Origin of the sequence: Herminiimonas aquatilis (assembly GCF_042665175.1) — a bacterium.
Classification (GTDB): domain Bacteria; phylum Pseudomonadota; class Gammaproteobacteria; order Burkholderiales; family Burkholderiaceae_D; genus Oxalicibacterium; species Oxalicibacterium aquatilis.
On sequence record NZ_JBHTCC010000001.1, the window covers coordinates 1,697,252 to 1,717,702 of the forward strand.

General features: G+C 50.8%; 27 protein-coding genes. All 27 read left to right on the forward strand.

Annotation, left to right across the window (positions count from 1 at the left end; translation table 11 throughout):
- The first annotated feature begins 104 nt into the window (after positions 1-104).
- The 27 genes from rpoC (at position 105) to secY (ending at position 20,434) form a co-directional block, all read left to right on the forward strand.
- Positions 105-4,349 (forward strand): DNA-directed RNA polymerase subunit beta', encoded by a 4,245-nt coding sequence (gene rpoC / locus ACFQO0_RS07850; RefSeq protein WP_382233454.1) that lies wholly within the window; start codon positions 105-107, stop codon positions 4,347-4,349.
- A 442-nt stretch (positions 4,350-4,791) separates the two neighbouring features.
- Positions 4,792-5,175 carry a 30S ribosomal protein S12 gene (gene rpsL / locus ACFQO0_RS07855; RefSeq protein WP_011872533.1) on the forward strand — a complete coding sequence of 128 codons (384 nt, stop codon included), beginning with the start codon at positions 4,792-4,794 and terminating at the stop codon, positions 5,173-5,175.
- Between the two features lie 134 nt (positions 5,176-5,309).
- Positions 5,310-5,780 carry a 30S ribosomal protein S7 gene (gene rpsG, locus ACFQO0_RS07860; RefSeq protein WP_011872532.1) on the forward strand — a complete coding sequence of 157 codons (471 nt, stop codon included), beginning with the start codon at positions 5,310-5,312 and terminating at the stop codon, positions 5,778-5,780.
- Positions 5,781-5,904: 124 nt separating this feature from the next.
- The gene (gene fusA, locus ACFQO0_RS07865) at positions 5,905-8,013 is read left to right on the forward strand and encodes an elongation factor G (RefSeq protein ID WP_382233455.1); all 2,109 of its coding nucleotides are present in this window, start codon (positions 5,905-5,907) and stop codon (positions 8,011-8,013) included.
- Between the two features lie 134 nt (positions 8,014-8,147).
- Positions 8,148-9,338 carry an elongation factor Tu gene (tuf, locus tag ACFQO0_RS07870; RefSeq protein WP_382233448.1) on the forward strand — a complete coding sequence of 397 codons (1,191 nt, stop codon included), beginning with the start codon at positions 8,148-8,150 and terminating at the stop codon, positions 9,336-9,338.
- Between the two features lie 101 nt (positions 9,339-9,439).
- On the forward strand, positions 9,440-9,772 hold the full coding sequence (gene rpsJ / locus ACFQO0_RS07875; protein ID WP_012081250.1) for a 30S ribosomal protein S10: 333 nt from the start codon (positions 9,440-9,442) through the stop codon (positions 9,770-9,772).
- A 211-nt stretch (positions 9,773-9,983) separates the two neighbouring features.
- The gene (gene rplC, locus ACFQO0_RS07880; RefSeq protein ID WP_382233456.1) at positions 9,984-10,658 is read left to right on the forward strand and encodes a 50S ribosomal protein L3; all 675 of its coding nucleotides are present in this window, start codon (positions 9,984-9,986) and stop codon (positions 10,656-10,658) included.
- Positions 10,659-10,661: 3 nt separating this feature from the next.
- A complete protein-coding gene (rplD, locus tag ACFQO0_RS07885) occupies positions 10,662-11,282 on the forward strand; it encodes a 50S ribosomal protein L4 (protein ID WP_011872527.1) in 621 nt (206 codons plus the stop codon).
- Entirely contained in the window at positions 11,279-11,596 is a 318-nt protein-coding gene (gene rplW / locus ACFQO0_RS07890) for a 50S ribosomal protein L23 (RefSeq protein WP_112990597.1), read from the forward strand. Before rplD ends, rplW begins: the two co-directional genes overlap by 4 nt.
- Entirely contained in the window at positions 11,596-12,423 is an 828-nt protein-coding gene (rplB, locus tag ACFQO0_RS07895) for a 50S ribosomal protein L2 (RefSeq protein WP_112990598.1), read from the forward strand. The genes rplW and rplB overlap by 1 nt, the downstream gene beginning before the upstream one ends.
- A 9-nt stretch (positions 12,424-12,432) precedes the next feature.
- Positions 12,433-12,708 carry a 30S ribosomal protein S19 gene (gene rpsS / locus ACFQO0_RS07900; protein ID WP_008113170.1) on the forward strand — a complete coding sequence of 92 codons (276 nt, stop codon included), beginning with the start codon at positions 12,433-12,435 and terminating at the stop codon, positions 12,706-12,708.
- Positions 12,705-13,037 (forward strand): 50S ribosomal protein L22, encoded by a 333-nt coding sequence (gene rplV, locus ACFQO0_RS07905; RefSeq protein ID WP_304780203.1) that lies wholly within the window; start codon positions 12,705-12,707, stop codon positions 13,035-13,037. The genes rpsS and rplV overlap by 4 nt, the downstream gene beginning before the upstream one ends.
- A 9-nt stretch (positions 13,038-13,046) precedes the next feature.
- Positions 13,047-13,898, forward strand: coding sequence for a 30S ribosomal protein S3 (gene rpsC, locus ACFQO0_RS07910; protein WP_382233457.1), 852 nt, complete (start codon positions 13,047-13,049; stop codon positions 13,896-13,898).
- 2 nt (positions 13,899-13,900) lie between these two features.
- Positions 13,901-14,320, forward strand: a complete 420-nt coding sequence (rplP, locus tag ACFQO0_RS07915; RefSeq protein ID WP_304933779.1) for a 50S ribosomal protein L16 — start codon at positions 13,901-13,903, stop codon at positions 14,318-14,320.
- 11 nt (positions 14,321-14,331) lie between these two features.
- Positions 14,332-14,523, forward strand: a complete 192-nt coding sequence (gene rpmC / locus ACFQO0_RS07920) for a 50S ribosomal protein L29 (protein ID WP_382233458.1) — start codon at positions 14,332-14,334, stop codon at positions 14,521-14,523.
- Complete coding sequence (rpsQ, locus tag ACFQO0_RS07925) at positions 14,523-14,795, forward strand: 30S ribosomal protein S17 (protein ID WP_011872520.1); 273 nt, start codon at positions 14,523-14,525, stop codon at positions 14,793-14,795. Before rpmC ends, rpsQ begins: the two co-directional genes overlap by 1 nt.
- Positions 14,796-15,020: 225 nt before the next feature.
- Positions 15,021-15,389, forward strand: coding sequence for a 50S ribosomal protein L14 (gene rplN / locus ACFQO0_RS07930; RefSeq protein WP_382233459.1), 369 nt, complete (start codon positions 15,021-15,023; stop codon positions 15,387-15,389).
- A 9-nt stretch (positions 15,390-15,398) separates the two neighbouring features.
- Positions 15,399-15,713 carry a 50S ribosomal protein L24 gene (rplX, locus tag ACFQO0_RS07935; RefSeq protein ID WP_382233460.1) on the forward strand — a complete coding sequence of 105 codons (315 nt, stop codon included), beginning with the start codon at positions 15,399-15,401 and terminating at the stop codon, positions 15,711-15,713.
- 6 nt (positions 15,714-15,719) lie between these two features.
- Positions 15,720-16,259: a 50S ribosomal protein L5 gene (rplE, locus tag ACFQO0_RS07940; protein ID WP_011872517.1), complete on the forward strand. Its 540-nt coding sequence runs from the start codon at positions 15,720-15,722 to the stop codon at positions 16,257-16,259.
- A 7-nt stretch (positions 16,260-16,266) separates the two neighbouring features.
- Entirely contained in the window at positions 16,267-16,572 is a 306-nt protein-coding gene (gene rpsN / locus ACFQO0_RS07945) for a 30S ribosomal protein S14 (protein WP_304780138.1), read from the forward strand.
- 14 nt (positions 16,573-16,586) lie between these two features.
- Positions 16,587-16,982 carry a 30S ribosomal protein S8 gene (gene rpsH / locus ACFQO0_RS07950; protein ID WP_304778488.1) on the forward strand — a complete coding sequence of 132 codons (396 nt, stop codon included), beginning with the start codon at positions 16,587-16,589 and terminating at the stop codon, positions 16,980-16,982.
- 10 nt (positions 16,983-16,992) lie between these two features.
- A complete protein-coding gene (gene rplF, locus ACFQO0_RS07955) occupies positions 16,993-17,526 on the forward strand; it encodes a 50S ribosomal protein L6 (protein WP_382233461.1) in 534 nt (177 codons plus the stop codon).
- 9 nt (positions 17,527-17,535) lie between these two features.
- A complete protein-coding gene (gene rplR / locus ACFQO0_RS07960; RefSeq protein ID WP_382233462.1) occupies positions 17,536-17,898 on the forward strand; it encodes a 50S ribosomal protein L18 in 363 nt (120 codons plus the stop codon).
- A gap of 12 nt (positions 17,899-17,910) precedes the next feature.
- Complete coding sequence (gene rpsE / locus ACFQO0_RS07965) at positions 17,911-18,429, forward strand: 30S ribosomal protein S5 (RefSeq protein ID WP_382233463.1); 519 nt, start codon at positions 17,911-17,913, stop codon at positions 18,427-18,429.
- A 10-nt stretch (positions 18,430-18,439) separates the two neighbouring features.
- Positions 18,440-18,619: a 50S ribosomal protein L30 gene (gene rpmD / locus ACFQO0_RS07970; protein WP_011872511.1), complete on the forward strand. Its 180-nt coding sequence runs from the start codon at positions 18,440-18,442 to the stop codon at positions 18,617-18,619.
- Between the two features lie 26 nt (positions 18,620-18,645).
- Positions 18,646-19,077, forward strand: coding sequence for a 50S ribosomal protein L15 (gene rplO / locus ACFQO0_RS07975; protein ID WP_011872510.1), 432 nt, complete (start codon positions 18,646-18,648; stop codon positions 19,075-19,077).
- Between the two features lie 25 nt (positions 19,078-19,102).
- Entirely contained in the window at positions 19,103-20,434 is a 1,332-nt protein-coding gene (gene secY, locus ACFQO0_RS07980; RefSeq protein ID WP_382233464.1) for a preprotein translocase subunit SecY, read from the forward strand.
- Positions 20,435-20,451 lie beyond the last annotated feature (17 nt).

A 20,451-nucleotide genomic window follows, 5' to 3' on the forward strand; every position in this document is an offset into this window, starting at 1 on the left:
ACTCTTGCCACCTCAGCTCTCCCGCCCATGCGAACAGGGTTTAAAGCAGCGCCGACGCAACCTTCTCATCATCAAGCGTTTTTTCACGCCAACTGGAGTGATACATGAAAGCACTGCTCGATCTATTCAAGCAAGTTCAGCAAAACGAACAATTCGACGCGATCAAAATTGGTCTGGCGTCACCGGAAAAAATCCGTTCGTGGTCCTACGGCGAAGTCAAAAAGCCGGAAACCATTAACTATCGTACTTTCAAGCCTGAACGTGACGGCTTGTTTTGCGCAAAAATCTTTGGCCCGATTAAAGATTACGAATGCCTGTGCGGCAAATACAAACGCCTGAAACATCGCGGCGTTATCTGCGAAAAATGCGGCGTTGAAGTCACATTGGCCAAAGTGCGTCGTGAACGCATGGGCCACATCGAGTTGGCATCGCCGACCGCGCATATCTGGTTCTTGAAATCGCTGCCATCCCGTCTGGGTATGGTGCTCGATATGACACTGCGGGATATCGAACGCGTTCTGTATTTTGAAGCCTACGTTGTGACCGATCCAGGCATGACGCCGCTGAAGCGTTGCCAGATCATGTCAGAAGACGATTACGCAGCCAAGTACGAAGAATTCGGCGACGACTTCACCGCATTCATGGGCGCCGAAGGTATCCGTGAATTGCTGCGTGCCATCGACATCGATCGCGATGCTGAAATGCTGCGTCAGGAATTGAAAGATTCCAAATCCGAAGCCAAGATCAAGAAATACGCCAAGCGCCTGAAAGTGCTGGAAGCGTTCCAACGTTCGGGCATCAAGCCTGACTGGATGATCATGGAAGTGTTGCCGGTCTTGCCGCCAGAACTGCGCCCACTGGTGCCGCTGGATGGTGGTCGTTTTGCGACTTCCGATCTGAATGATCTGTATCGCCGCGTCATTAACCGTAACAACCGTTTGAAGCGTTTGATGGAACTCCGCGCGCCGGAAATCATTACGCGTAACGAAAAACGTATGTTGCAAGAAGCGGTCGATTCGCTGCTGGATAACGGCCGTCGCGGTAAAGCAATGACTGGTGCGAACAAGCGTCCGCTGAAGTCACTGGCAGAAATGATCAAAGGCAAGGGCGGTCGTTTCCGTCAAAACTTGCTGGGCAAACGCGTCGATTACTCGGGTCGTTCCGTGATCGTCGTGGGTCCACAATTGAAATTGCATCAATGCGGCTTGCCGAAATTGATGGCTTTGGAATTGTTCAAACCATTCATTTTCAACAAGCTCGAATTGATGGGTCTGGCAACAACCATCAAGGCTGCGAAAAAACTGGTTGAGATTCAAGAGCCGGTTGTGTGGGACATCCTGGAAGACGTGATCCGTGAGCATCCGGTCATGTTGAACCGCGCACCTACCTTGCATCGTCTTGGTATTCAAGCGTTCGAACCTGTCCTGATCGAAGGCAAGGCAATTCAATTGCACCCATTGGTCTGCGCTGCGTTTAATGCCGACTTTGACGGCGATCAAATGGCGGTCCACGTTCCACTGTCGATCGAAGCACAGATGGAAGCACGCACTTTGATGCTGGCTTCGAACAACATCTTGTTCCCATCGAACGGCGAGCCATCGATCGTTCCTTCTCAAGATATCGTGTTGGGTCTGTACTACGCGACTCGCGAAGCGATCAATGCCAAGGGCGAAGGCATGATGTTCCCGGACGTGTCCGAAGTCATCCGCGCCTACGACAACAAAGAAGTTGAACTGGCAACGCGTATTACCGTACGTATTACCGAATATCCGAAGAACGTCGAAACCGGCGAATTCGAAAAAACGGTAACCCGTTACGAAACAACAGTCGGTCGCGCGATCCTGTCGGAAATTCTGCCTAAAGGCTTGCCGTTCTCCGTATTGAACCGCGCGCTGAAAAAGAAAGAAATTTCACGCCTGATCAACTTGTCCTTCCGTAAGTGCGGTCTGCGCGCTACGGTTGTGTTTGCTGATCAATTGCTGCAATCGGGTTTCCGCCTGGCGACACGCGCTGGTATCTCTATCTGCGTCGACGACATGCTGGTACCACCGCAAAAAGTGGACATCATTGCGACTGCCGAAGGCGAAGTCAAACAGATCGAACAGCAATACTCGTCCGGTCTGGTGACTGCCGGCGAACGCTACAACAAAGTGGTTGATATCTGGGGCAAGGCAGGCGATGACGTCGGCAAGGCCATGATGGATCAACTCAAGGTTGAAGATGTGGTCAAGCGTGACGGTACGAAGTCCACGCAAGAATCCTTCAATGCGATTTACATGATGGCCGATTCGGGTGCGCGCGGTTCCGCAGCACAGATTCGTCAGCTGGCCGGTATGCGTGGCCTGATGGCGAAACCGGATGGTTCCATCATTGAAACGCCGATCACCGCGAACTTCCGCGAAGGTCTGAACGTGTTGCAATACTTCATCTCGACTCACGGTGCACGTAAAGGCCTGGCCGATACCGCCTTGAAGACAGCGAACTCGGGTTACCTGACACGTCGTCTGGTCGACGTGACGCAGGATCTGGTCGTGATCGAAGATGATTGCGGCACCTCGAACGGCGCTTCGATGAAGGCTATGGTCGAAGGCGGTGAAGTCATCGAAGCATTGCGTGACCGTATCCTCGGCCGCGTTGCAGCGAACGACATCGTCAACCCTGAAACACAAGCAACCCTGTACGCAGCTGGCTCCTTGCTGGATGAAGATATGGTTGAAGAAATCGAACGCCTCGGCATCGATGAAGTAAAAGTACGTACGCCATTGACTTGCGACACACGCTTCGGCCTGTGCGCAATGTGTTACGGCCGTGACCTCGGTCGTGGTTCCATGGTCAACGCCGGTGAAGCAGTGGGTGTTATCGCTGCACAATCGATCGGTGAGCCAGGCACACAGTTGACAATGCGTACCTTCCACATTGGTGGTGCAGCGTCGCGTGCGGCAGTTGCTTCGTCGGTGGAAGCCAAATCGAACGGTACCGTTCGATTCACAGCGACGATGCGTTATGTCACTAACGGTAAAGGCGGTCAGATCGTCATTTCCCGTTCAGGTGAAGTGCTGATTACCGATGATCACGGTCGTGAACGTGAGCGTCATAAAGTACCGTACGGTGCGACCCTGATCGTCAAAGATGGTCTGGTCATCAAAGCCGGTACTGCATTGGCAACATGGGATCCATTGACCCGTCCGATCATTACCGAATACACCGGTGTGGTGAAATTCGAGAACGTCGAAGAAGGTTCGACCGTTGCGCGTCAGATCGATGAAGTTACCGGTCTGTCGACTCTGGTTGTTATCGATGCGAAACGTCGTGGCTCGGTTACCAAAACTGTTCGTCCACAGGTCAAACTGTTGAACGAACAAGGCGAAGAAGTCAAAATCGCTGGTACCGAACATGCAGTGACGATCGGCTTCCAGGTCGGCGCGCTGATCACTGTTAAAGACGGTCAGCAAGTTACCGTCGGCGAAGTGCTGGCACGTATCCCGACCGAATCGCAGAAAACACGTGACATCACCGGTGGTCTGCCGCGTGTTGCCGAATTGTTCGAAGCGCGTTCGCCGAAAGATGCCGGCATGCTGGCAGAAGTCACCGGTACAGTTGCATTCGGTAAAGAAACCAAAGGCAAGCAACGTCTGGAAATCACAGACATGGACGGCAACAAGCACGAGTTCTTGATCACCAAGGACAAGCAAGTGCTGGTACATGACGGCCAGGTTGTGAACAAAGGCGAAATGATTGTTGACGGCCCAGCTGATCCACAAGACATCCTGCGTTTGTTGGGTATCGAAGCGCTGGCACGTTACATCGTCGACGAAGTGCAAGACGTGTACCGTTTGCAAGGCGTGAAGATCAACGACAAGCACATCGAAGTCATCGTGCGTCAAATGTTGCGTCGCGTTCAAGTTGTTGATGCCGGCGATGCGAACTACATCGTGGGTGAACAAGTTGAGCGCTCGGAATTGCTGGACGAAAACGACCGCGTCGTTGCCCAAGGCAAGATCCCTGCAACCTACGAAAACGTGTTGCTGGGTATTACCAAGGCATCGTTGTCGACCGACTCCTTCATCTCGGCTGCATCGTTCCAGGAAACTACACGTGTCCTGACCGAAGCTGCGATCATGGGCAAGCGCGATGGTCTGCGCGGCCTGAAAGAGAACGTCATCGTTGGTCGTTTGATCCCTGCCGGTACCGGCCTCGCGTTCCATCGTGCTCGCAAGGAAAAGGAATCGTGGGAAGCGGAAGAGCGCACAGCGCTGTTGCAATCCGAAAAGGCTGCTCGCGCAGCCGAAGCGGAAGCGCAGTTTGCTGACATCGCCAGCACGCCTGACAGCGATACCGACGCTTCTTAATCAAAGCGTAGTTAAAGCATCTAACGGCATCAGGAGAAATCCCGATGCCGTTTTTCTTTGTGGAAACAGATTGAGGGTATCGTTGAATCGATACTTGTAGCCCGATATTCAGCGAAATAAAATACCTTTTGACAACAAATAGATCGGAAATAGAGTGATTCCGGCGTGGTTCGCATCTTTTTGCAACGAAATTAAAGTGCGCGTCCCAATACATTTGTTGACTGCGAAGGTAGTCAGGGCTATACTCGCGAGTTCTCGATTTTAAGCTCTGCTGGGCTTAAGCGCTCTTTGGTCTTGCTTCTCCGCAATCCCCTTGTGCGTTTTCCTTCCTTGCCAATCGAGGCGCGCGTCGAATAAAAATTCTTCCGCAATGATTCTTTAGTCCCCGAACAACCGTTTTCGGGTTCGTATTATTAATGTTGTATTAGCTGGATATAGAGCGATGCCAACCATCAATCAATTGATTCGCCAGCCGCGTGTTTCTGCACGCGTCAAGAGCAAATCGCCGGCGCTGGAAAACAGCCCGCAAAAACGCGGCGTATGTACCCGCGTCTACACCACGACTCCAAAGAAGCCTAACTCGGCTCTCCGTAAAGTTGCCAAAGTGCGTTTGACCAACGGTTTCGAAGTTATTTCGTATATCGGCGGTGAAGGCCATAACTTGCAAGAACATAGTGTCGTGCTGTTGCGCGGCGGTCGTGTAAAAGATTTGCCGGGTGTGCGTTATCACATGGTTCGCGGCGCTTTGGATACTCAAGGTGTTAAAGACCGTAAGCAAGCGCGTTCGAAGTACGGTACTAAGCGTGCTAAAGCTGGCAAGAAGTAATTAAGTATTTTCGCGGTCTCCGCGAAATTGTGTCGGTCCCCAATGGGCCGAGTAAGTGGATGGTTATGATGACTATCCGCGAGTGTGCGGCAAACATGTTGTTGCGCCTCAACTGAAGATTGAAAGGAATCGAAATGCCACGTCGTCGTGAAGTTCCCAAGCGGGACATACTGCCAGATCCAAAATTCGGTAATGTTGATGTTGCCAAATTTGTAAACGTGTTGATGTTGTCCGGTAAAAAATCGGTCGCAGAAAACATCATCTACGGTGCGTTTGAGCATATCCAGACCAAATCAGGCAAGGATCCGCTGGAAGTATTTACAGCTGCAATCCTTAACTGCAAACCGCTGGTTGAAGTTAAATCCCGTCGCGTCGGTGGTGCAAACTACCAGGTGCCTGTTGAAGTTCGTCCGGTCCGTCGTATGGCTTTGTCCATGCGTTGGTTGCGCGAAGCTGCAAACAAGCGCAGCGAAAAATCGATGCCACAACGTCTCGCTGGTGAATTGCTCGAAGCTGCGGAAAGCCGCGGCGGTGCAATGAAAAAGCGCGATGAAGTGCACCGCATGGCAGAAGCGAACAAGGCGTTCTCGCACTTCCGCTTCTAATAGATTGGCGGATTCGTCTGCTTACGCAGGCGAGGTTCGTTACATGTGTAATTTGTTCGAGGCCGGGCACATTTTGGAAAAAATGGCGCTCGGTTTTGTTCATTAAAAAGAATTAGGACTAACTATGGCCCGCAAGACCCCCATTGAGCGCTACCGCAATATCGGTATTTCGGCTCACATCGATGCTGGTAAAACGACGACGACTGAGCGCGTACTGTTTTACACGGGCGTGAATCACAAGATTGGCGAAGTGCATGATGGCGCGGCCACCATGGACTGGATGGAGCAGGAACAAGAGCGCGGCATCACGATTACGTCTGCTGCGACGACTTGCTTCTGGAAAGGCATGGCGAACAATTTCCCTGCGCATCACATCAATATCATTGATACCCCGGGTCACGTTGACTTCACGATCGAAGTGGAACGTTCGATGCGCGTACTCGACGGTGCCTGCATGGTTTACTGTGCTGTCGGCGGCGTTCAGCCGCAGTCGGAAACGGTATGGCGTCAAGCTAACAAGTACAAAGTTCCACGTTTGGCATTCGTCAACAAGATGGATCGTACCGGCGCAAACTTCTTCAAAGTTTACGAGCAAATGCGTGCGCGTTTGAAGGCAAATCCGATCCCGATGCAAGTGCCTATCGGCGCTGAAGATTTGTTCGAAGGCGTAATCGATCTGGTAAAAATGAAGGCTATTTACTGGGATGACGCATCGCAAGGCATGAAGTTTGATTACCGTGAGATTCCGGATAATCTGCTGGCTGAAGCGAAAAAATGGCGTGAAAACATGGTTGAAGCGGCTGCCGAAGCATCTGAAGAATTGATGAACAAGTACCTGGAAGAAGGCGATTTGTCGGAAGCTGATATCAAGGCTGCGATTCGTCAACGTACCATCGCCAGCGAAATCGTTCCAATGATGTGCGGCACCGCGTTCAAAAACAAGGGCGTGCAAGCCATGTTGGACGGCGTGATCGAGTACTTGCCATCGCCAGTGGATATTCCACCTGTGCCGGGCCTGAACGAAGATGACGAGCCAGTCGTGCGTAAAGCAGAAGATACCGAGAAATTCTCGGCGTTGGCATTCAAGATCGCAACCGATCCGTTTGTTGGTCAGCTCTGCTTTATCCGTTGCTATTCCGGTACCTTGAATTCGGGCGATACCGTTTTCAACTCTGTAAAAGAGAAGAAAGAACGTATCGGCCGTATCGTTCAAATGCACGCTAATCAACGTGAAGAAATCAAGGAAATGCTCGCTGGCGATATCGCTGCGGTCGTTGGCTTGAAAGACACGACAACTGGCGACACATTGTGCGACGACAAGGCGATTGTTGTCCTTGAGCGCATGGTTTTCCCTGAGCCTGTGATTTCGCAAGCTGTTGAGCCTAAGACGAAAGTCGATCAAGAAAAAATGGGCTTGGCGTTGAATCGTCTGGCGGCTGAAGATCCATCGTTCCGCGTGCGTACCGATGAAGAATCGGGTCAAACCATTATTGCCGGTATGGGCGAATTGCATCTGGACATTATCGTTGATCGTATGAAGCGCGAATTTGGCGTCGAAGCGACTGTCGGTAAGCCACAGGTTGCGTATCGCGAAACCATTCGTAAAGTTTGCGAAGAAATCGAAGGTAAATTCGTCAAGCAATCCGGTGGTCGTGGTCAGTACGGTCACGTTGTTTTGAAAATCGAGCCGCAAGAGCCGGGCAAAGGTTTTGAATTCATCGACGCGATCAAGGGTGGTACGGTTCCTCGCGAATACATCCCTGCAGTTGAAAAAGGTGTGCGCGAAACACTGACTTCCGGCGTTCTCGCTGGTTACCCAGTTGTTGACGTAAAAGTCACCTTGTTCTTCGGTTCATACCATGACGTCGATTCGAATGAAAACGCGTTCCGTATGGCTGCATCGATGGCGTTCAAAGACGGCTGCCGTAAAGCTAGCCCAGTCATTCTGGAGCCAATGATGGCGGTCGAAGTTGAAACGCCTGAAGACTACGCTGGTACCGTGATGGGCGATTTGTCCTCACGTCGCGGCATGGTGCAAGGCATGGACGAAATCGCGGGCGGCGGCGGCAAGATCATCAAAGCCGAAGTTCCTTTGTCCGAAATGTTTGGTTACTCGACATCGTTGCGTTCCGCAACGCAAGGTCGTGCAACTTACTCGATGGAATTCAAGCACTACTCTGAAGCACCTAAAAACGTGATCGATGCAATCGTCACATCGAAGGCGCCTAAGTAATTGTATTAGTTGAAAAGTCAGGCGAGTCGAGCATATCTGCGACGCTCCCTGACTTGTAATAAGTAAAGTCAAATGATGCTCCCAACGGGGTGTCTTAAATTTAGATAAATCGTTCTTTTTGAAGGAAGAATAAAATGGCAAAAGGCAAATTCGAGCGGACCAAGCCGCACGTCAACGTCGGCACGATTGGTCACGTCGATCACGGCAAAACCACACTGACCGCAGCGATTGCGACTGTGTTGTCGAAAAAATTCGGTGGCGAAGCAAAAGCGTACGATCAAATTGACGCAGCGCCAGAAGAAAAAGCGCGCGGCATCACGATCAACACCGCACACGTTGAATACGAAACCACCAACCGTCACTACGCTCACGTTGACTGCCCAGGCCATGCCGATTATGTTAAAAACATGATCACCGGCGCGGCTCAGATGGACGGCGCGATCCTGGTTTGCTCCGCAGCAGACGGTCCTATGCCGCAAACGCGTGAACACATCCTGTTGGCCCGCCAAGTTGGCGTTCCATACATCATCGTGTTTCTGAATAAATGCGACATGGTCGACGACGAAGAGTTGTTGGAATTGGTCGAAATGGAAGTGCGCGAACTTCTTTCGAAATACGAATTCCCAGGCGACGACTTGCCAATCATCAAAGGTTCGGCCAAGTTGGCACTCGAAGGCGACACCGGTCCATTGGGCGAACAAGCCATCATGGCACTGGCTGACGCACTCGACAGCTACATCCCAACACCAGAACGCGCAGTAGACGGCGCCTTCCTGTTGCCAGTAGAAGATGTATTCTCGATCTCGGGTCGCGGTACAGTTGTGACCGGTCGTATCGAACGCGGTATCGTCAAAGTTGGTGAAGCACTGGAAATCGTCGGCATCCGCGACACCCAAGTGACCACCTGCACCGGCGTTGAAATGTTCCGTAAACTGCTCGACCAAGGTCAAGCAGGCGACAACGTCGGCGTACTGTTGCGCGGCACCAAGCGTGAAGACGTAGAACGTGGTCAAGTCTTGGCAAAGCCAGGCTCGATCAAACCGCACAAACATTTCACAGGCGAAATCTACGTTCTGTCGAAAGATGAAGGCGGCCGTCATACACCATTCTTCAACAACTACCGTCCACAGTTCTACTTCCGTACAACGGACGTAACTGGTTCGATCGAGTTGCCGAAGGATAAAGAAATGGTTATGCCAGGCGACAACGTCTCGATTACCGTGATGTTGATCAACCCGATTGCGATGGAAGAAGGTCTGCGCTTCGCGATTCGCGAAGGCGGTCGTACCGTCGGCGCCGGTGTTGTTGCTAAAATTATTGAGTAATCAATAACGCAATAAACGATTTGGCTTAATCGCCATTTACTATCGCCGCGAGTGCTTACTTACTTGTACTCACTCGCGGCTCGCTCTTTTAAGGAATGAATATGTCAACAGCACCGAAGTCAGCTCCAAACCAAAAGATCCGTATTCGCCTGAAAGCTTTCGATTACCGTTTGATCGATCAATCGGCACTCGAAATCGTTGATACCGCTAAGCGTACCGGCGCAGTTGTCAAGGGCCCAGTGCCATTGCCAACACGTATCCAGCGTTTTGACGTTTTGCGTTCGCCGCACGTCAACAAAACATCGCGCGATCAATTCGAAATCCGTACTCACGTTCGTCTGATGGACATTGTTGATCCTACGGACAAAACAGTTGACGCTCTGATGAAACTGGATTTGCCTGCTGGCGTTGATGTAGAAATCAAACTGCAATAATTTGTTTTTTAATAATGCGGGGCAGAATATGTCCCGCATTTAAGCTGCAGACAGCAACAATTCACGTATTTATGTGTTGTGGAAGCGCTGTTCACCAGTTATAATCTCGGGCTTCGCTGAGGATTCCAATTTGGAATCCTTGTCGCATTTCGTAGTTTTAAGTAGTTTTATATATCAGCCCCGCCCAATCGTAGGTGGGAATGGAGAAAAAATGAACCAAAACCAAGATAAAGGCCAAGGCCTGCTTGGTCGCAAGGTTGGTATGATGCGCATCTTCACGGATGACGGGGATTCAATTCCTGTGACCGTGCTGGACGTGTCTAACAATCGTGTGACACAAATCAAAACGCCTGACGTCGATGGTTATTCGGCTGTTCAGATCGCTTTCGGTAGCCGTCGTGCTTCCCGTGTCAATAAAGCTTCTGCTGGTCATCATGCCAAAGCAGGTGTTGAAGCTGGCACTGTCCTGAAAGAATTCCGTGTTGCTGCTACTGCTGCCTCCGAACTGAAAGTCGGCGATGTTATCGCTGCCAGCCTGTTCGAAGTCGGTCAAAAAGTGGATGTGCAGGGCGTGACTATCGGTAAGGGTTACGCTGGTGTTATCAAGCGTTATCACTTCTCCTCCGGTCGTGCAACGCACGGTAACTCACGTTCGCATAATGTTCCAGGCTCCATCGGTATGGCGCAAGATCCAGGTCGCGTTTTCCCTGGTAAGCGCATGACTGGTCACTTGGGTGACGTGAATCGCACAATTCAAAACCTTGAGATCGCTCGTATTGATGCTGATCGCCAGTTGTTGCTGGTTAAAGGTGCTGTTCCTGGTGCGAAAAATGGTCAGGTGATTGTTTCGCCGGCTATTAAAACCAAAGCAAAGAAGGGGGCTTAATTCATGGAACTCAAGCTCCTGAATGACCAAGGTCAATCGTCTTCGAACGTTGCTGCGCCAGATACTATTTTCGGCCGTGACTACAATGAAGCGCTGATTCACCAGGTCGTCGTTGCCTATCAAGCCAACGCACGTAGTGGTAATCGCAAACAAAAAGATCGTGAAGAAGTTCATCACACCACCAAAAAACCTTGGCGTCAAAAAGGTACGGGCCGCGCTCGTGCTGGTATGTCATCATCGCCTTTGTGGCGCGGCGGCGGTCGGATTTTCCCGAACTCGCCTGATGAAAACTTCTCGCACAAAGTTAACAAAAAGATGTATCGCGCAGGTCTCTGCTCGATCCTCTCGCAGTTGGCTCGCGAAGGTCGTCTCTCCGTAATCGAAAGCCTGTCAGTTGATGCGCCTAAGACCAAGCTCTTGTCGCAAAAATTGAAAGGTATGGGTCTTGATTCCGTGCTGGTCATTACTGACAGTCTGGATGAAAACCTGTTGTTGGCATCGCGCAATCTGCCTAACGTGCTGATTTGCGAGCCACGTCATGCTGATCCAGTTTCGCTGGTCTTCTACAAGAAGATCCTGATCACGAAATTGGCATTGGCCAAGATTGAGGAGATGCTGGCATGAGCGCGATTCTGAAACATAGTGAAGAACGCTTGATGAAAGTGTTGTTGGCGCCAGTCATTTCCGAGAAGGCAACGTTTGTTGCCGAGAAAAACGAGCAAGTCGTTTTCCTCGTGATGCCGGACGCTACCAAGCTTGAAATCAAAGCTGCGGTTGAGTTGCTGTTCAAGGTTCAAGTTGAATCTGTTCAAGTTGCCAATCGTCAAGGTAAGCAAAAACGTTCGGGCCGCTTCAATGGTCGTCGCAATCACACGCGTCGTGCGTTTGTATGCCTGAAGCCTGGTCAAGAAATCAACTTCACCGAGGAGGCTAAATAATGGCACTCGTTAAAGTCAAGCCGACCTCGCCTGGTCGTCGTGGCATGGTCAAGGTCGTCAATGCCGACCTGTACAAAGGCCGTCCATTCGCAGGTCTGATCGAAAAGAAATCGAAAACTGCTGGTCGTAATAATAACGGTCACATCACTACCCGTCATATCGGTGGTGGTCACAAGCAGCACTATCGCGTTATCGACTTCAAGCGCACTAAAGATGCTATCCCTGCAAAAGTAGAACGTATCGAATACGATCCAAACCGCACGGCAAACATCGCGTTGGTATTGTATGCGGATGGTGAGCGTCAATACATCATTGCAACCAAAGGCATGGCCGTTGGTGATCAAGTGATGAATGGCTCGGAAGCGCCGATTAAATCGGGTAACTGCCTGCCTATCCGTAACATCCCAGTCGGCACAATCATGCATTGCGTCGAAATGCTGCCAGGCAAAGGTGCACAAATTGCACGTACAGCTGGCGCTGGTGTTGTTCTGATGGCGCGTGAAGGTACTTACGCTCAAGTTCGTTTGCGCTCTGGTGAAGTTCGCCGCATTCACGTTGAATGCCGTGCGACCGTAGGTGAAGTCGGCAATGCCGAACACAGCTTGCGTAAAATCGGTAAAGCAGGTGCGATGCGTTGGCGCGGTGTTCGTCCTACCGTTCGCGGTGTGGTCATGAATCCGGTCGATCACCCGCACGGTGGTGGTGAAGGTAAAACGGCAGCGGGTCGTCATCCAGTGTCGCCATGGGGCCAGCAGACCAAGGGCAAGAAGACGCGTCGCAACAAGCGCACGACTTCCATGATCGTCTCGCGCCGCGGCAAGAAATAAGGATAAGACATGACACGTTCATTGAAAAAAGGGCCGTTTTGCGACGCCCACCTGGTGAAAAAAGTCGAAACCGCGCAAGCGATCAAAGACAAAAAGCCAATCAAAACCTGGTCTCGCCGTTCGACCATCATGCCGGATTTCATCGGTTTGACGATTGCTGTGCATAACGGCAAGCAACACGTCCCGGTGTATGTTTCGGAAAACATGGTTGGTCATAAACTTGGCGAATTCGCGCTGACCCGTACGTTCAAGGGCCACGCTGCTGACAAGAAGGCTAAGAAATAATGGAAACTAAAGCTATCCTCAAAGGCGTGCGCCTGTCGGATCAGAAGGGTCGTCTGGTTGCGGATCAAATCCGCGGCAAGAAAGTTGACGCCGCTCTGAATCTTCTGCAGTTCAGCCCGAAGAAAGGTGCTGCAATCATCAAGCGTGTTCTGGAATCCGCAATTGCGAATGCCGAGCACAATGATGGCGCAGACATCGACGAATTGTTCGTGAAAACGATCTATGTCGAAAAGGGCCCGATCCTGAAGCGCTTCACAGCACGCGCTAAAGGCCGGGGTGATCGTATCTCTAAACAATCCTGTCACATTTACGTGACTGTCGGTAACTAAGGAGTCACGATGGGACAGAAGATACATCCAACCGGTTTTCGCCTTGCGGTTACACGTAACTGGGCATCGCGTTGGTATGCTGGCAATAGCAATTTTGCCACCATGCTCAACGAAGATCTCAAAGTTCGTGCATACCTCAAAACCAAACTGAAGAATGCTTCGGTTGGTCGCGTCATTATTGAGCGTCCAGCAAAAAATGCTCGCATCACTATTTACAGCTCACGTCCTGGTGTCGTGATCGGTAAAAAAGGCGAAGACATCGAAGTATTGAAATCCGCGCTGACAAAAATGATGGGCGTGCCGGTTCATGTGAATATCGAAGAAATTCGTAAACCTGAAACCGATGCGCAATTGATCGCTGATTCGATTGCACAGCAATTGGAAAAACGAATCATGTTCCGTCGTGCAATGAAGCGTGCGATGCAAAATGCAATGCGCCTCGGTGCACAAGGTATCAAGATCATGTCGTCCGGTCGTCTGAACGGTATCGAGATCGCACGTAAAGAATGGTATCGCGAAGGCCGCGTGCCACTTCACACGCTGCGCGCTGATATTGACTACGGTTTCGGCGAAGCTGAAACAACCTACGGCATCATCGGTATCAAAGTCTGGGTCTACAAGGGTGATCGTTTGCCTAGCGGCGAACCACCAGTCGATCTGACCAAGGAAGATGACACCAAACGTCGTGGCCCGCGCCGCGATGATGGCAAACCAAGCAGCCGTCCACGTACAGCTCGCCCAGAAGGCGCACCAAGTGCAGCAGCTGCACCAGGCGCCGCACCGGCTGCTAAGCGTGTTCGTGCTAAAAAGCCGGATGCCGCTGTTGACGGTGCTGTTTCGGCTGAGAAAGCAGGAGAATAATCATGCTGCAACCAGCACGCAGAAAATATCGTAAAGAGCAAAAAGGCCGTAATACTGGTATTTCCCACTCGCGCGGCACAGCCGTATCGTTTGGTGAATTCGGTTTGAAAGCTATTGGTCGCGGTCGTATTACAGCGCGTCAAATTGAAGCGGCACGTCGTGCAATGACGCGTCACATCAAACGTGGTGGTCGTATCTGGATTCGCATTTTCCCAGATAAGCCAATTTCGAATAAGCCTGCTGAAGTCCGTATGGGTAACGGTAAGGGTAATCCGGAATACTACGTGGCTGAAATTCAGCCAGGCAAAATGTTGTACGAGATGGATGGCGTTGACGAAACTCTGGCACGCGAAGCGTTCCGGTTAGCTGCAGCTAAACTGCCGCTGTTGACCAAGTTCGTCGTCCGTCAAGTCGGACAATGATAGGGATGAACATGAAAACATCTGAACTCCAAGGCAAAGACCAAGCGGCTTTGACCAAAGAACTGAACGAGCTGCTGAAAGCGCAGTTCGGTCTGCGTATGCAGATTGCAACACAGCAGCTGAGCAATACATCGCAGCTGAAAAAAGTACGTCGCGACATAGCACGTGTGAAAACGGTCATGAATCAGAAGGACGCCAAATAATGAACGATCAAGTGAAACAAGCGCTCAAGCGTACGTTGATTGGCAAAGTCGTGTCTGACAAGATGGACAAGACCGTAACCGTGCTGATCGAGCGTCACGTCAAGCATCCGCTTTACGGGAAAATCATTATGCGCTCGAATAAATACCATGCGCACAATGAAGGTAACCAGGCAAAAGCTGGTGATACGGTCGAGATTCAAGAAGGTCGCCCGATCTCCAAAACTAAAGCCTGGACCGTGACGCGCGTTGTACAAGCCGCACAAATAGTTTAAATAGTTGTTGCGAGCCCGCTATTTCGATGTAATAATAGCGGGCTTCGCTGTTGCAATGTTTTGATTGCAAGAGCTGCAGTAAAAAGTTTTAGCTCAGAATTTGAGTTAATTGAGTTTTGAAAATCGTCCACCTCATCAGTCTGCTTTCGGCAGTCTGCCGAGACCAAGACTGACCGCGAATGTGCGTTGTGTGCAATAGCGGGTTAAGTTGGGAAAGAAAACACTATGATTCAAACTGAAAGCCGGCTCGAAGTAGCCGACAACACGGGTGCTCGCGAAGTTCTGTGCATCAAGGTGCTTGGCGGTTCCAAGCGCCGTTACGCAAGCATTGGCGATGTGATCAAAGTCACTGTCAAAGTTGCTGCGCCACGTGGTCGCGTGAAAAAAGGCGAAATTTATAACGCAGTTGTTGTGCGTACTGCCAAGGGTGTTCGTCGTCAAGATGGTTCCCTGGTCAAGTTCGACAGCAATGCCGCAGTTTTGCTCAATGCAAAGCTCGAGCCAATTGGTACGCGTATTTTTGGACCGGTTACACGTGAACTGCGCACTGAGCGCTTCATGAAAATCGTTTCTCTCGCGCCTGAAGTTCTGTAAGGAGTCGTGATGGATAAGATTCGTAAAAGCGACGCAGTCATTGTGCTGACTGGCAAAGACAAAGGCAAACGTGGTGTTGTGCAACGTCGCGTTGACGCTAACTACCTTGTTGTTGACGGTGTGAACGTCGCTAAAAAAGCGACCAAGCCTAACCCGATGACAGGTGCAACTGGCGGCATCGTCGATAAGCTGATGCCAATTCATGTGTCGAATGTTGCGTTGTTTAACGCAGCAACTGGCAAGGCAGATCGTGCTGGCTTTAAAGATGTGGACGGTAAAAAAGTCCGCGTTTACAAGTCAAGCGGCGAAGTCGTTAAGGTTTAAGAGATCATGGCCCGTCTCCAAGAATTCTATAAAGAAAAAGTCGTTGGTGATTTGACTGCGAAGTTCGCGTACAAATCAGCAATGGAAGTTCCGCGTATCCTGAAGATCACCCTGAACATGGGTTTGTCGGAAGCGATTGCGGATAAAAAGATCATCGAGCACGCAGTTGGCGATTTGACCAAGATTGCAGGTCAAAAACCGGTTGTGACCAAAGCGCGTAAGGCGATTGCGGGTTTTAAAATCCGTGAAGGTTATCCAATCGGTTGTATGGTGACTTTGCGTGGCGCTCAGATGTACGAATTCCTTGATCGCTTTATTACGGTAGCGTTGCCGCGTGTGCGCGATTTCCGTGGTATTTCGGGTAAGGCTTTCGATGGTCGTGGTAACTACAATATCGGTGTGAAAGAGCAGATCATTTTCCCCGAAATTGAATACGACAAAATTGATGCATTGCGTGGTATGAATATCAGTATCACGACAACTGCAAAGACCGACGATGAAGCAAAAGCGCTTCTCGCCGCATTTAAATTTCCGTTCAGAAACTGAGGTTGCCATGGCAAAACTGGCACTGATTAACCGTGAACAAAAGCGCGCAGACCTGGTAAAGAAATTTGCCGGCAAACGTGCTGAGTTGAAGGCAATCATTGATGACCAATCGAAGTCGGAAGAAGAGCGCTACGAAGCGCGCCTGAAATTGCAGGCGTTGCCACGTAACTCGGCTCCTACTCGTCAACGTAACCGTTGCGCTTTGACTGGTCGCCCGCGTGGCACTTTCCGTAAGTTCGGTTTGGGCCGTATTAAGCTCCGTGAATGCGCCATGCGTGGCGAAATTCCCGGTATGACTAAAGCCAGCTGGTAATAGGAGAATAAGCAATGAGTATGAGCGATCCTATCGCCGATATGCTGACCCGTATCCGCAATGCGCAAGTTGTGCAAAAAACATCGGTGGCCATGCCATCGTCGAAAGTCAAAATTGCCATCGCCAACGTCCTGCGCGACGAGGGTTACATTGAAGACTACGCCGTGACAGAAGCTGCTGGTAAGGCAGAACTGAAAATCGGTTTGAAATATTACGCCGGTCGTCCAGTTATCGAGCGTTTGGAGCGTGTTTCCCGTCCAGGGTTGCGCGTCTACAAAGGCAAAGATGAGATTCCAAACGTTATGAACGGTTTGGGTGTGGCGATTGTGTCGACACCAAAAGGTGTCATGACTGACCGCAAAGCGCGCGCAACCGGTGTCGGTGGCGAAGTTATTTGCTACGTCGCCTAAGGAGCACAAGATGTCTCGTGTAGGTAAAATGCCAGTTGCACTGCCTAGTGGCGCGGAAGCGACCATCACAGCAGCGCAAATTACAGTTAAAGGTCCTTTGGGCTCTTTGACCCAGTCGTTGAACGGCTTGGTGCAAATCGAAAACAACAGCGGTACTTTGAGTTTCAAAGCCGCTAACGACAGCCGCGAAGCAAATGCGATGTCGGGTACGATTCGCGCCCTGGTCAACAACATGGTCAATGGTGTTACCAAAGGCTTTGAAAAGAAATTGACGTTGGTTGGTGTTGGTTACCGTGCAGCAGCGCAAGGTGACAAGCTGAACCTGTCGTTGGGCTTCTCGCATCCGGTTGTGCACCAAATGCCGCAAGGCGTGAAAGTGGAAACGCCGACGCAAACCGAGATCCTGATCAAGGGCATCAGCCGCCAACAAGTTGGTCAAGTGGCAGCTGAAGTTCGCGCGTACCGCAGTCCTGAGCCTTACAAAGGCAAAGGCGTTCGTTATTCGGACGAAGTGGTTGTGATTAAAGAAACCAAGAAGAAGTAAGGGTTGACGATGGATAAGAAACAATCACGTCTGCGCCGCGGACGCCAGACTCGGGCCAAGATTGCCGAGTTGAAGGTTATCCGCTTGGCAGTGCATCGCACCAACTTGCACATCTACGCGAGCATCATCGGACCGGATGCCAAGATTTTGGCGTCGGCTTCGACACTTGAAGCTGAAGTGCGTAAAGAGTTGGCTGGTCAATCTGGCGCGGGTGGTAACACTGCTGCAGCTGCATTGGTTGGTAAGCGCGTTGCAGAAAAAGCACTGAAAGCAGGAATCGCCGAAGTTGCGTTCGATCGCTCCGGTTTCCGTTATCACGGCCGCGTTAAAGCAGTTGCTGAAGCTGCGCGTGAAGCTGGTCTGAAGTTCTAAGGAAAAATCGTCATGGCAAAAATGCAATCGAAAATGCAAAGCGAGAAGCCGGACGACGGCATGCGCGAAAAAATGATCGCGGTCAACCGTGTGACCAAAGTGGTCAAGGGTGGTCGAATCATGGGTTTCGCTGCGCTCGCAGTCGTTGGTGATGGCGATGGCCGCATCGGTATGGGTAAAGGCAAGTCGAAAGAAGTGCCAGTAGCCGTACAAAAAGCAATGGAAGAAGCACGCCGCAAAATGATCAAGGTGACGTTGAAAAACGGTACTTTGCAACACATGGTTACCGGCAAGCACGGCGCATCTTCAGTTTTGATGCTGCCAGCTAAAGATGGTACCGGTGTGATCGCTGGCGGTCCAATGCGCGCAATTTTTGAAGTAATGGGTGTGACGAACGTTGTGGCGAAATCCACTGGTTCGACCAATCCTTACAACATGGTTCGTGCAACTCTGGACGGCTTGGCAAAAATGAATACCGCTTCGGAAATTGCAGCGAAACGCGGCAAGTCTGTCGAAGAAATTCTGGGCTAAGGTGAGCACTATGGCAAATACAGTCAAAGTTAAATTGGTCAAGGGTCTGATCGGCACACGCGAAACACATCGCGCTACCGTTCGCGGCCTTGGCTTGCGCGGTATCAATTCGGTTTCCGAGTTGGAAGATACGCCGGCAGTTCGCGGCATGATTAATAAAGTATCGTACCTTGTGAAAGTAGTGTCGTAAGCTTCGGCTTGCACACGGAGAACATCATGGAATTGAATACTATTCAACCAGCAGACGGCGCCAAGCACTACAAGCGTCGCGTCGGTCGCGGTATCGGCTCTGGCCTGGGCAAGACAGCCGGTCGTGGTCACAAAGGTCAAAAATCCCGTTCAGGCGGTTTCCATAAAGTCGGTTTCGAAGGCGGTCAAATGCCTTTGCAACGTCGTTTGCCTAAGCGTGGTTTCAAATCGCTGGCAACGCCGTACAAAGCAGAAGTTCGCTTGTCCGATCTGGAAGCATTGCCAGTGACGGAAATCGATATCCTGGCATTGAAGCAAGCTGGCGTTATCGGTGAACTGGCACGCGTTGTTCGCGTTATCTTGTCCGGTGAGCTCACTAAAAAAGTGACACTCAAAGGCCTGATCGCGACCAAAGGCGCAAAAGCAGCGATCGAAGCCGCTGGCGGTTCGGTTGCTTAAGTTTAGTCTGATAACGGAGTAAATTGTGGCAACTACTCCTCAGCTTGCTAAAGGCGCTTCCACTGGTTTTCCGTGGAATCGCCTGTGGTTTCTGCTCGGTGCGTTGGTAGTATTTCGCATCGGAGCGCACATTCCTGTTCCTGGTATTAACCCGGAGGAATTGGCGCAGTTGTTCAAGCAAAATCAAGGTGGCATCCTGGGCATGTTTAACATGTTCTCGGGTGGTGCATTGTCCCGTTTTACAGTGTTTGCGCTGGGCATCATGCCTTACATTTCTGCGTCGATCATCATGCAGCTTATGTCGGTAGTGTCGCCACAGTTGGAAGCGCTGAAGAAGGAAGGCGAAGCAGGTCGTAGAAAGATTACGCAGTACACGCGCTACGGCACATTGTTACTGGCGACTTTCCAGGGCTTGGGTATTGCTGTTGCATTGGAATCCCAAGCAAATTTGGTGATCGATCCAGGCATGGCATTCCGCCTTACTACTGTAATTACGCTGGTTACCGGCACGATGTTCCTGATGTGGTTGGGCGAGCAAATTACCGAACGTGGTTTGGGTAATGGCATCTCCATCATCATTTTTGCAGGTATTGCCGCTGGCTTGCCAACAGCAGTTGCCGGTTTGTTTGAATTGGTTCGTACCGGTTCGATGAACGCGTTGTCGGCAATTCTGATTTGTCTGGTTGTCGCCGCAGTCACCTATCTGGTTGTGTTCATTGAACGCGGTCAGCGCAAGATTCTGGTGAACTACGCCAAGCGTCAAGTTGGCAACAAGATTTACGGTGGTCAAAGCAGTCATTTGCCACTGAAACTGAATATGGCTGGTGTGATTCCTCCTATTTTCGCTTCGTCGATTATTCTGTTCCCGGCGACGATTACGAGTTGGTTCACATCTGGGGAAACAAATAGTCCGTTTGTTCGCTTCCTGAAAGATTTGGCTGCATCGATGGCGCCGGGTGAACCGATTCATGCGCTGCTGTATGCTGCTGCGATTGTTTTCTTCTGCTTCTTCTATACCGCTCTGGTATTTAACAGCAAAGAGACAGCCGATAATTTGAAGAAAAGTGGTGCGTTTGTTCCAGGTATTCGTCCTGGCGATCAAACCGCTCGTTACATTGATAAAATTTTGACTCGGTTGACGTTGGCTGGCGCGGTCTACATTACGCTGGTTTGTTTGTTGCCTGAGTTCCTGATTGCTCGTTGGAAGGTGCCTTTCTACTTCGGTGGAACATCGCTTCTGATTATTGTGGTGGTAACGATGGATTTCATGGCGCAAGTGCAAAACTACGTGATGTCCCAGCAGTACGAATCGTTGCTTCGCAAGGCTAATTTCAAGGGCGGGATTCCAACGCGTTAAGCGCGAGGAAAACGAAA

Bases quoted from the DNA above. Each gene is read 5' to 3' on its own strand.
- rplR (WP_382233462.1), top strand. From the start codon at position 17,536: ATGGATAAGAAACAATCACGTCTGCGCCGCGGACGCCAGACTCGGGCC.
- rpsE (WP_382233463.1), top strand. From the start codon at position 17,911: ATGGCAAAAATGCAATCGAAAATGCAAAGCGAGAAGCCGGACGACGGC.
- rplW (WP_112990597.1), top strand. From the start codon at position 11,279: ATGAGCGCGATTCTGAAACATAGTGAAGAACGCTTGATGAAAGTGTTG.
- rpoC (WP_382233454.1), top strand. From the start codon at position 105: ATGAAAGCACTGCTCGATCTATTCAAGCAAGTTCAGCAAAACGAACAA.
- rpsS (WP_008113170.1), top strand. From the start codon at position 12,433: ATGACACGTTCATTGAAAAAAGGGCCGTTTTGCGACGCCCACCTGGTG.
- rpsN (WP_304780138.1), top strand. From the start codon at position 16,267: ATGGCAAAACTGGCACTGATTAACCGTGAACAAAAGCGCGCAGACCTG.
- rplF (WP_382233461.1), top strand. From the start codon at position 16,993: ATGTCTCGTGTAGGTAAAATGCCAGTTGCACTGCCTAGTGGCGCGGAA.
- rpsJ (WP_012081250.1), top strand. From the start codon at position 9,440: ATGTCAACAGCACCGAAGTCAGCTCCAAACCAAAAGATCCGTATTCGC.
- rplD (WP_011872527.1), top strand. From the start codon at position 10,662: ATGGAACTCAAGCTCCTGAATGACCAAGGTCAATCGTCTTCGAACGTT.
- rplB (WP_112990598.1), top strand. From the start codon at position 11,596: ATGGCACTCGTTAAAGTCAAGCCGACCTCGCCTGGTCGTCGTGGCATG.
- rplE (WP_011872517.1), top strand. From the start codon at position 15,720: ATGGCCCGTCTCCAAGAATTCTATAAAGAAAAAGTCGTTGGTGATTTG.
- rplN (WP_382233459.1), top strand. From the start codon at position 15,021: ATGATTCAAACTGAAAGCCGGCTCGAAGTAGCCGACAACACGGGTGCT.
- rpsG (WP_011872532.1), top strand. From the start codon at position 5,310: ATGCCACGTCGTCGTGAAGTTCCCAAGCGGGACATACTGCCAGATCCA.
- rplC (WP_382233456.1), top strand. From the start codon at position 9,984: ATGAACCAAAACCAAGATAAAGGCCAAGGCCTGCTTGGTCGCAAGGTT.
- rplX (WP_382233460.1), top strand. From the start codon at position 15,399: ATGGATAAGATTCGTAAAAGCGACGCAGTCATTGTGCTGACTGGCAAA.
- rpmD (WP_011872511.1), top strand. From the start codon at position 18,440: ATGGCAAATACAGTCAAAGTTAAATTGGTCAAGGGTCTGATCGGCACA.
- rpsQ (WP_011872520.1), top strand. From the start codon at position 14,523: ATGAACGATCAAGTGAAACAAGCGCTCAAGCGTACGTTGATTGGCAAA.
- tuf (WP_382233448.1), top strand. From the start codon at position 8,148: ATGGCAAAAGGCAAATTCGAGCGGACCAAGCCGCACGTCAACGTCGGC.
- rplO (WP_011872510.1), top strand. From the start codon at position 18,646: ATGGAATTGAATACTATTCAACCAGCAGACGGCGCCAAGCACTACAAG.
- rplP (WP_304933779.1), top strand. From the start codon at position 13,901: ATGCTGCAACCAGCACGCAGAAAATATCGTAAAGAGCAAAAAGGCCGT.
- rpsL (WP_011872533.1), top strand. From the start codon at position 4,792: ATGCCAACCATCAATCAATTGATTCGCCAGCCGCGTGTTTCTGCACGC.
- fusA (WP_382233455.1), top strand. From the start codon at position 5,905: ATGGCCCGCAAGACCCCCATTGAGCGCTACCGCAATATCGGTATTTCG.
- rpmC (WP_382233458.1), top strand. From the start codon at position 14,332: ATGAAAACATCTGAACTCCAAGGCAAAGACCAAGCGGCTTTGACCAAA.
- rpsH (WP_304778488.1), top strand. From the start codon at position 16,587: ATGAGTATGAGCGATCCTATCGCCGATATGCTGACCCGTATCCGCAAT.
- rpsC (WP_382233457.1), top strand. From the start codon at position 13,047: ATGGGACAGAAGATACATCCAACCGGTTTTCGCCTTGCGGTTACACGT.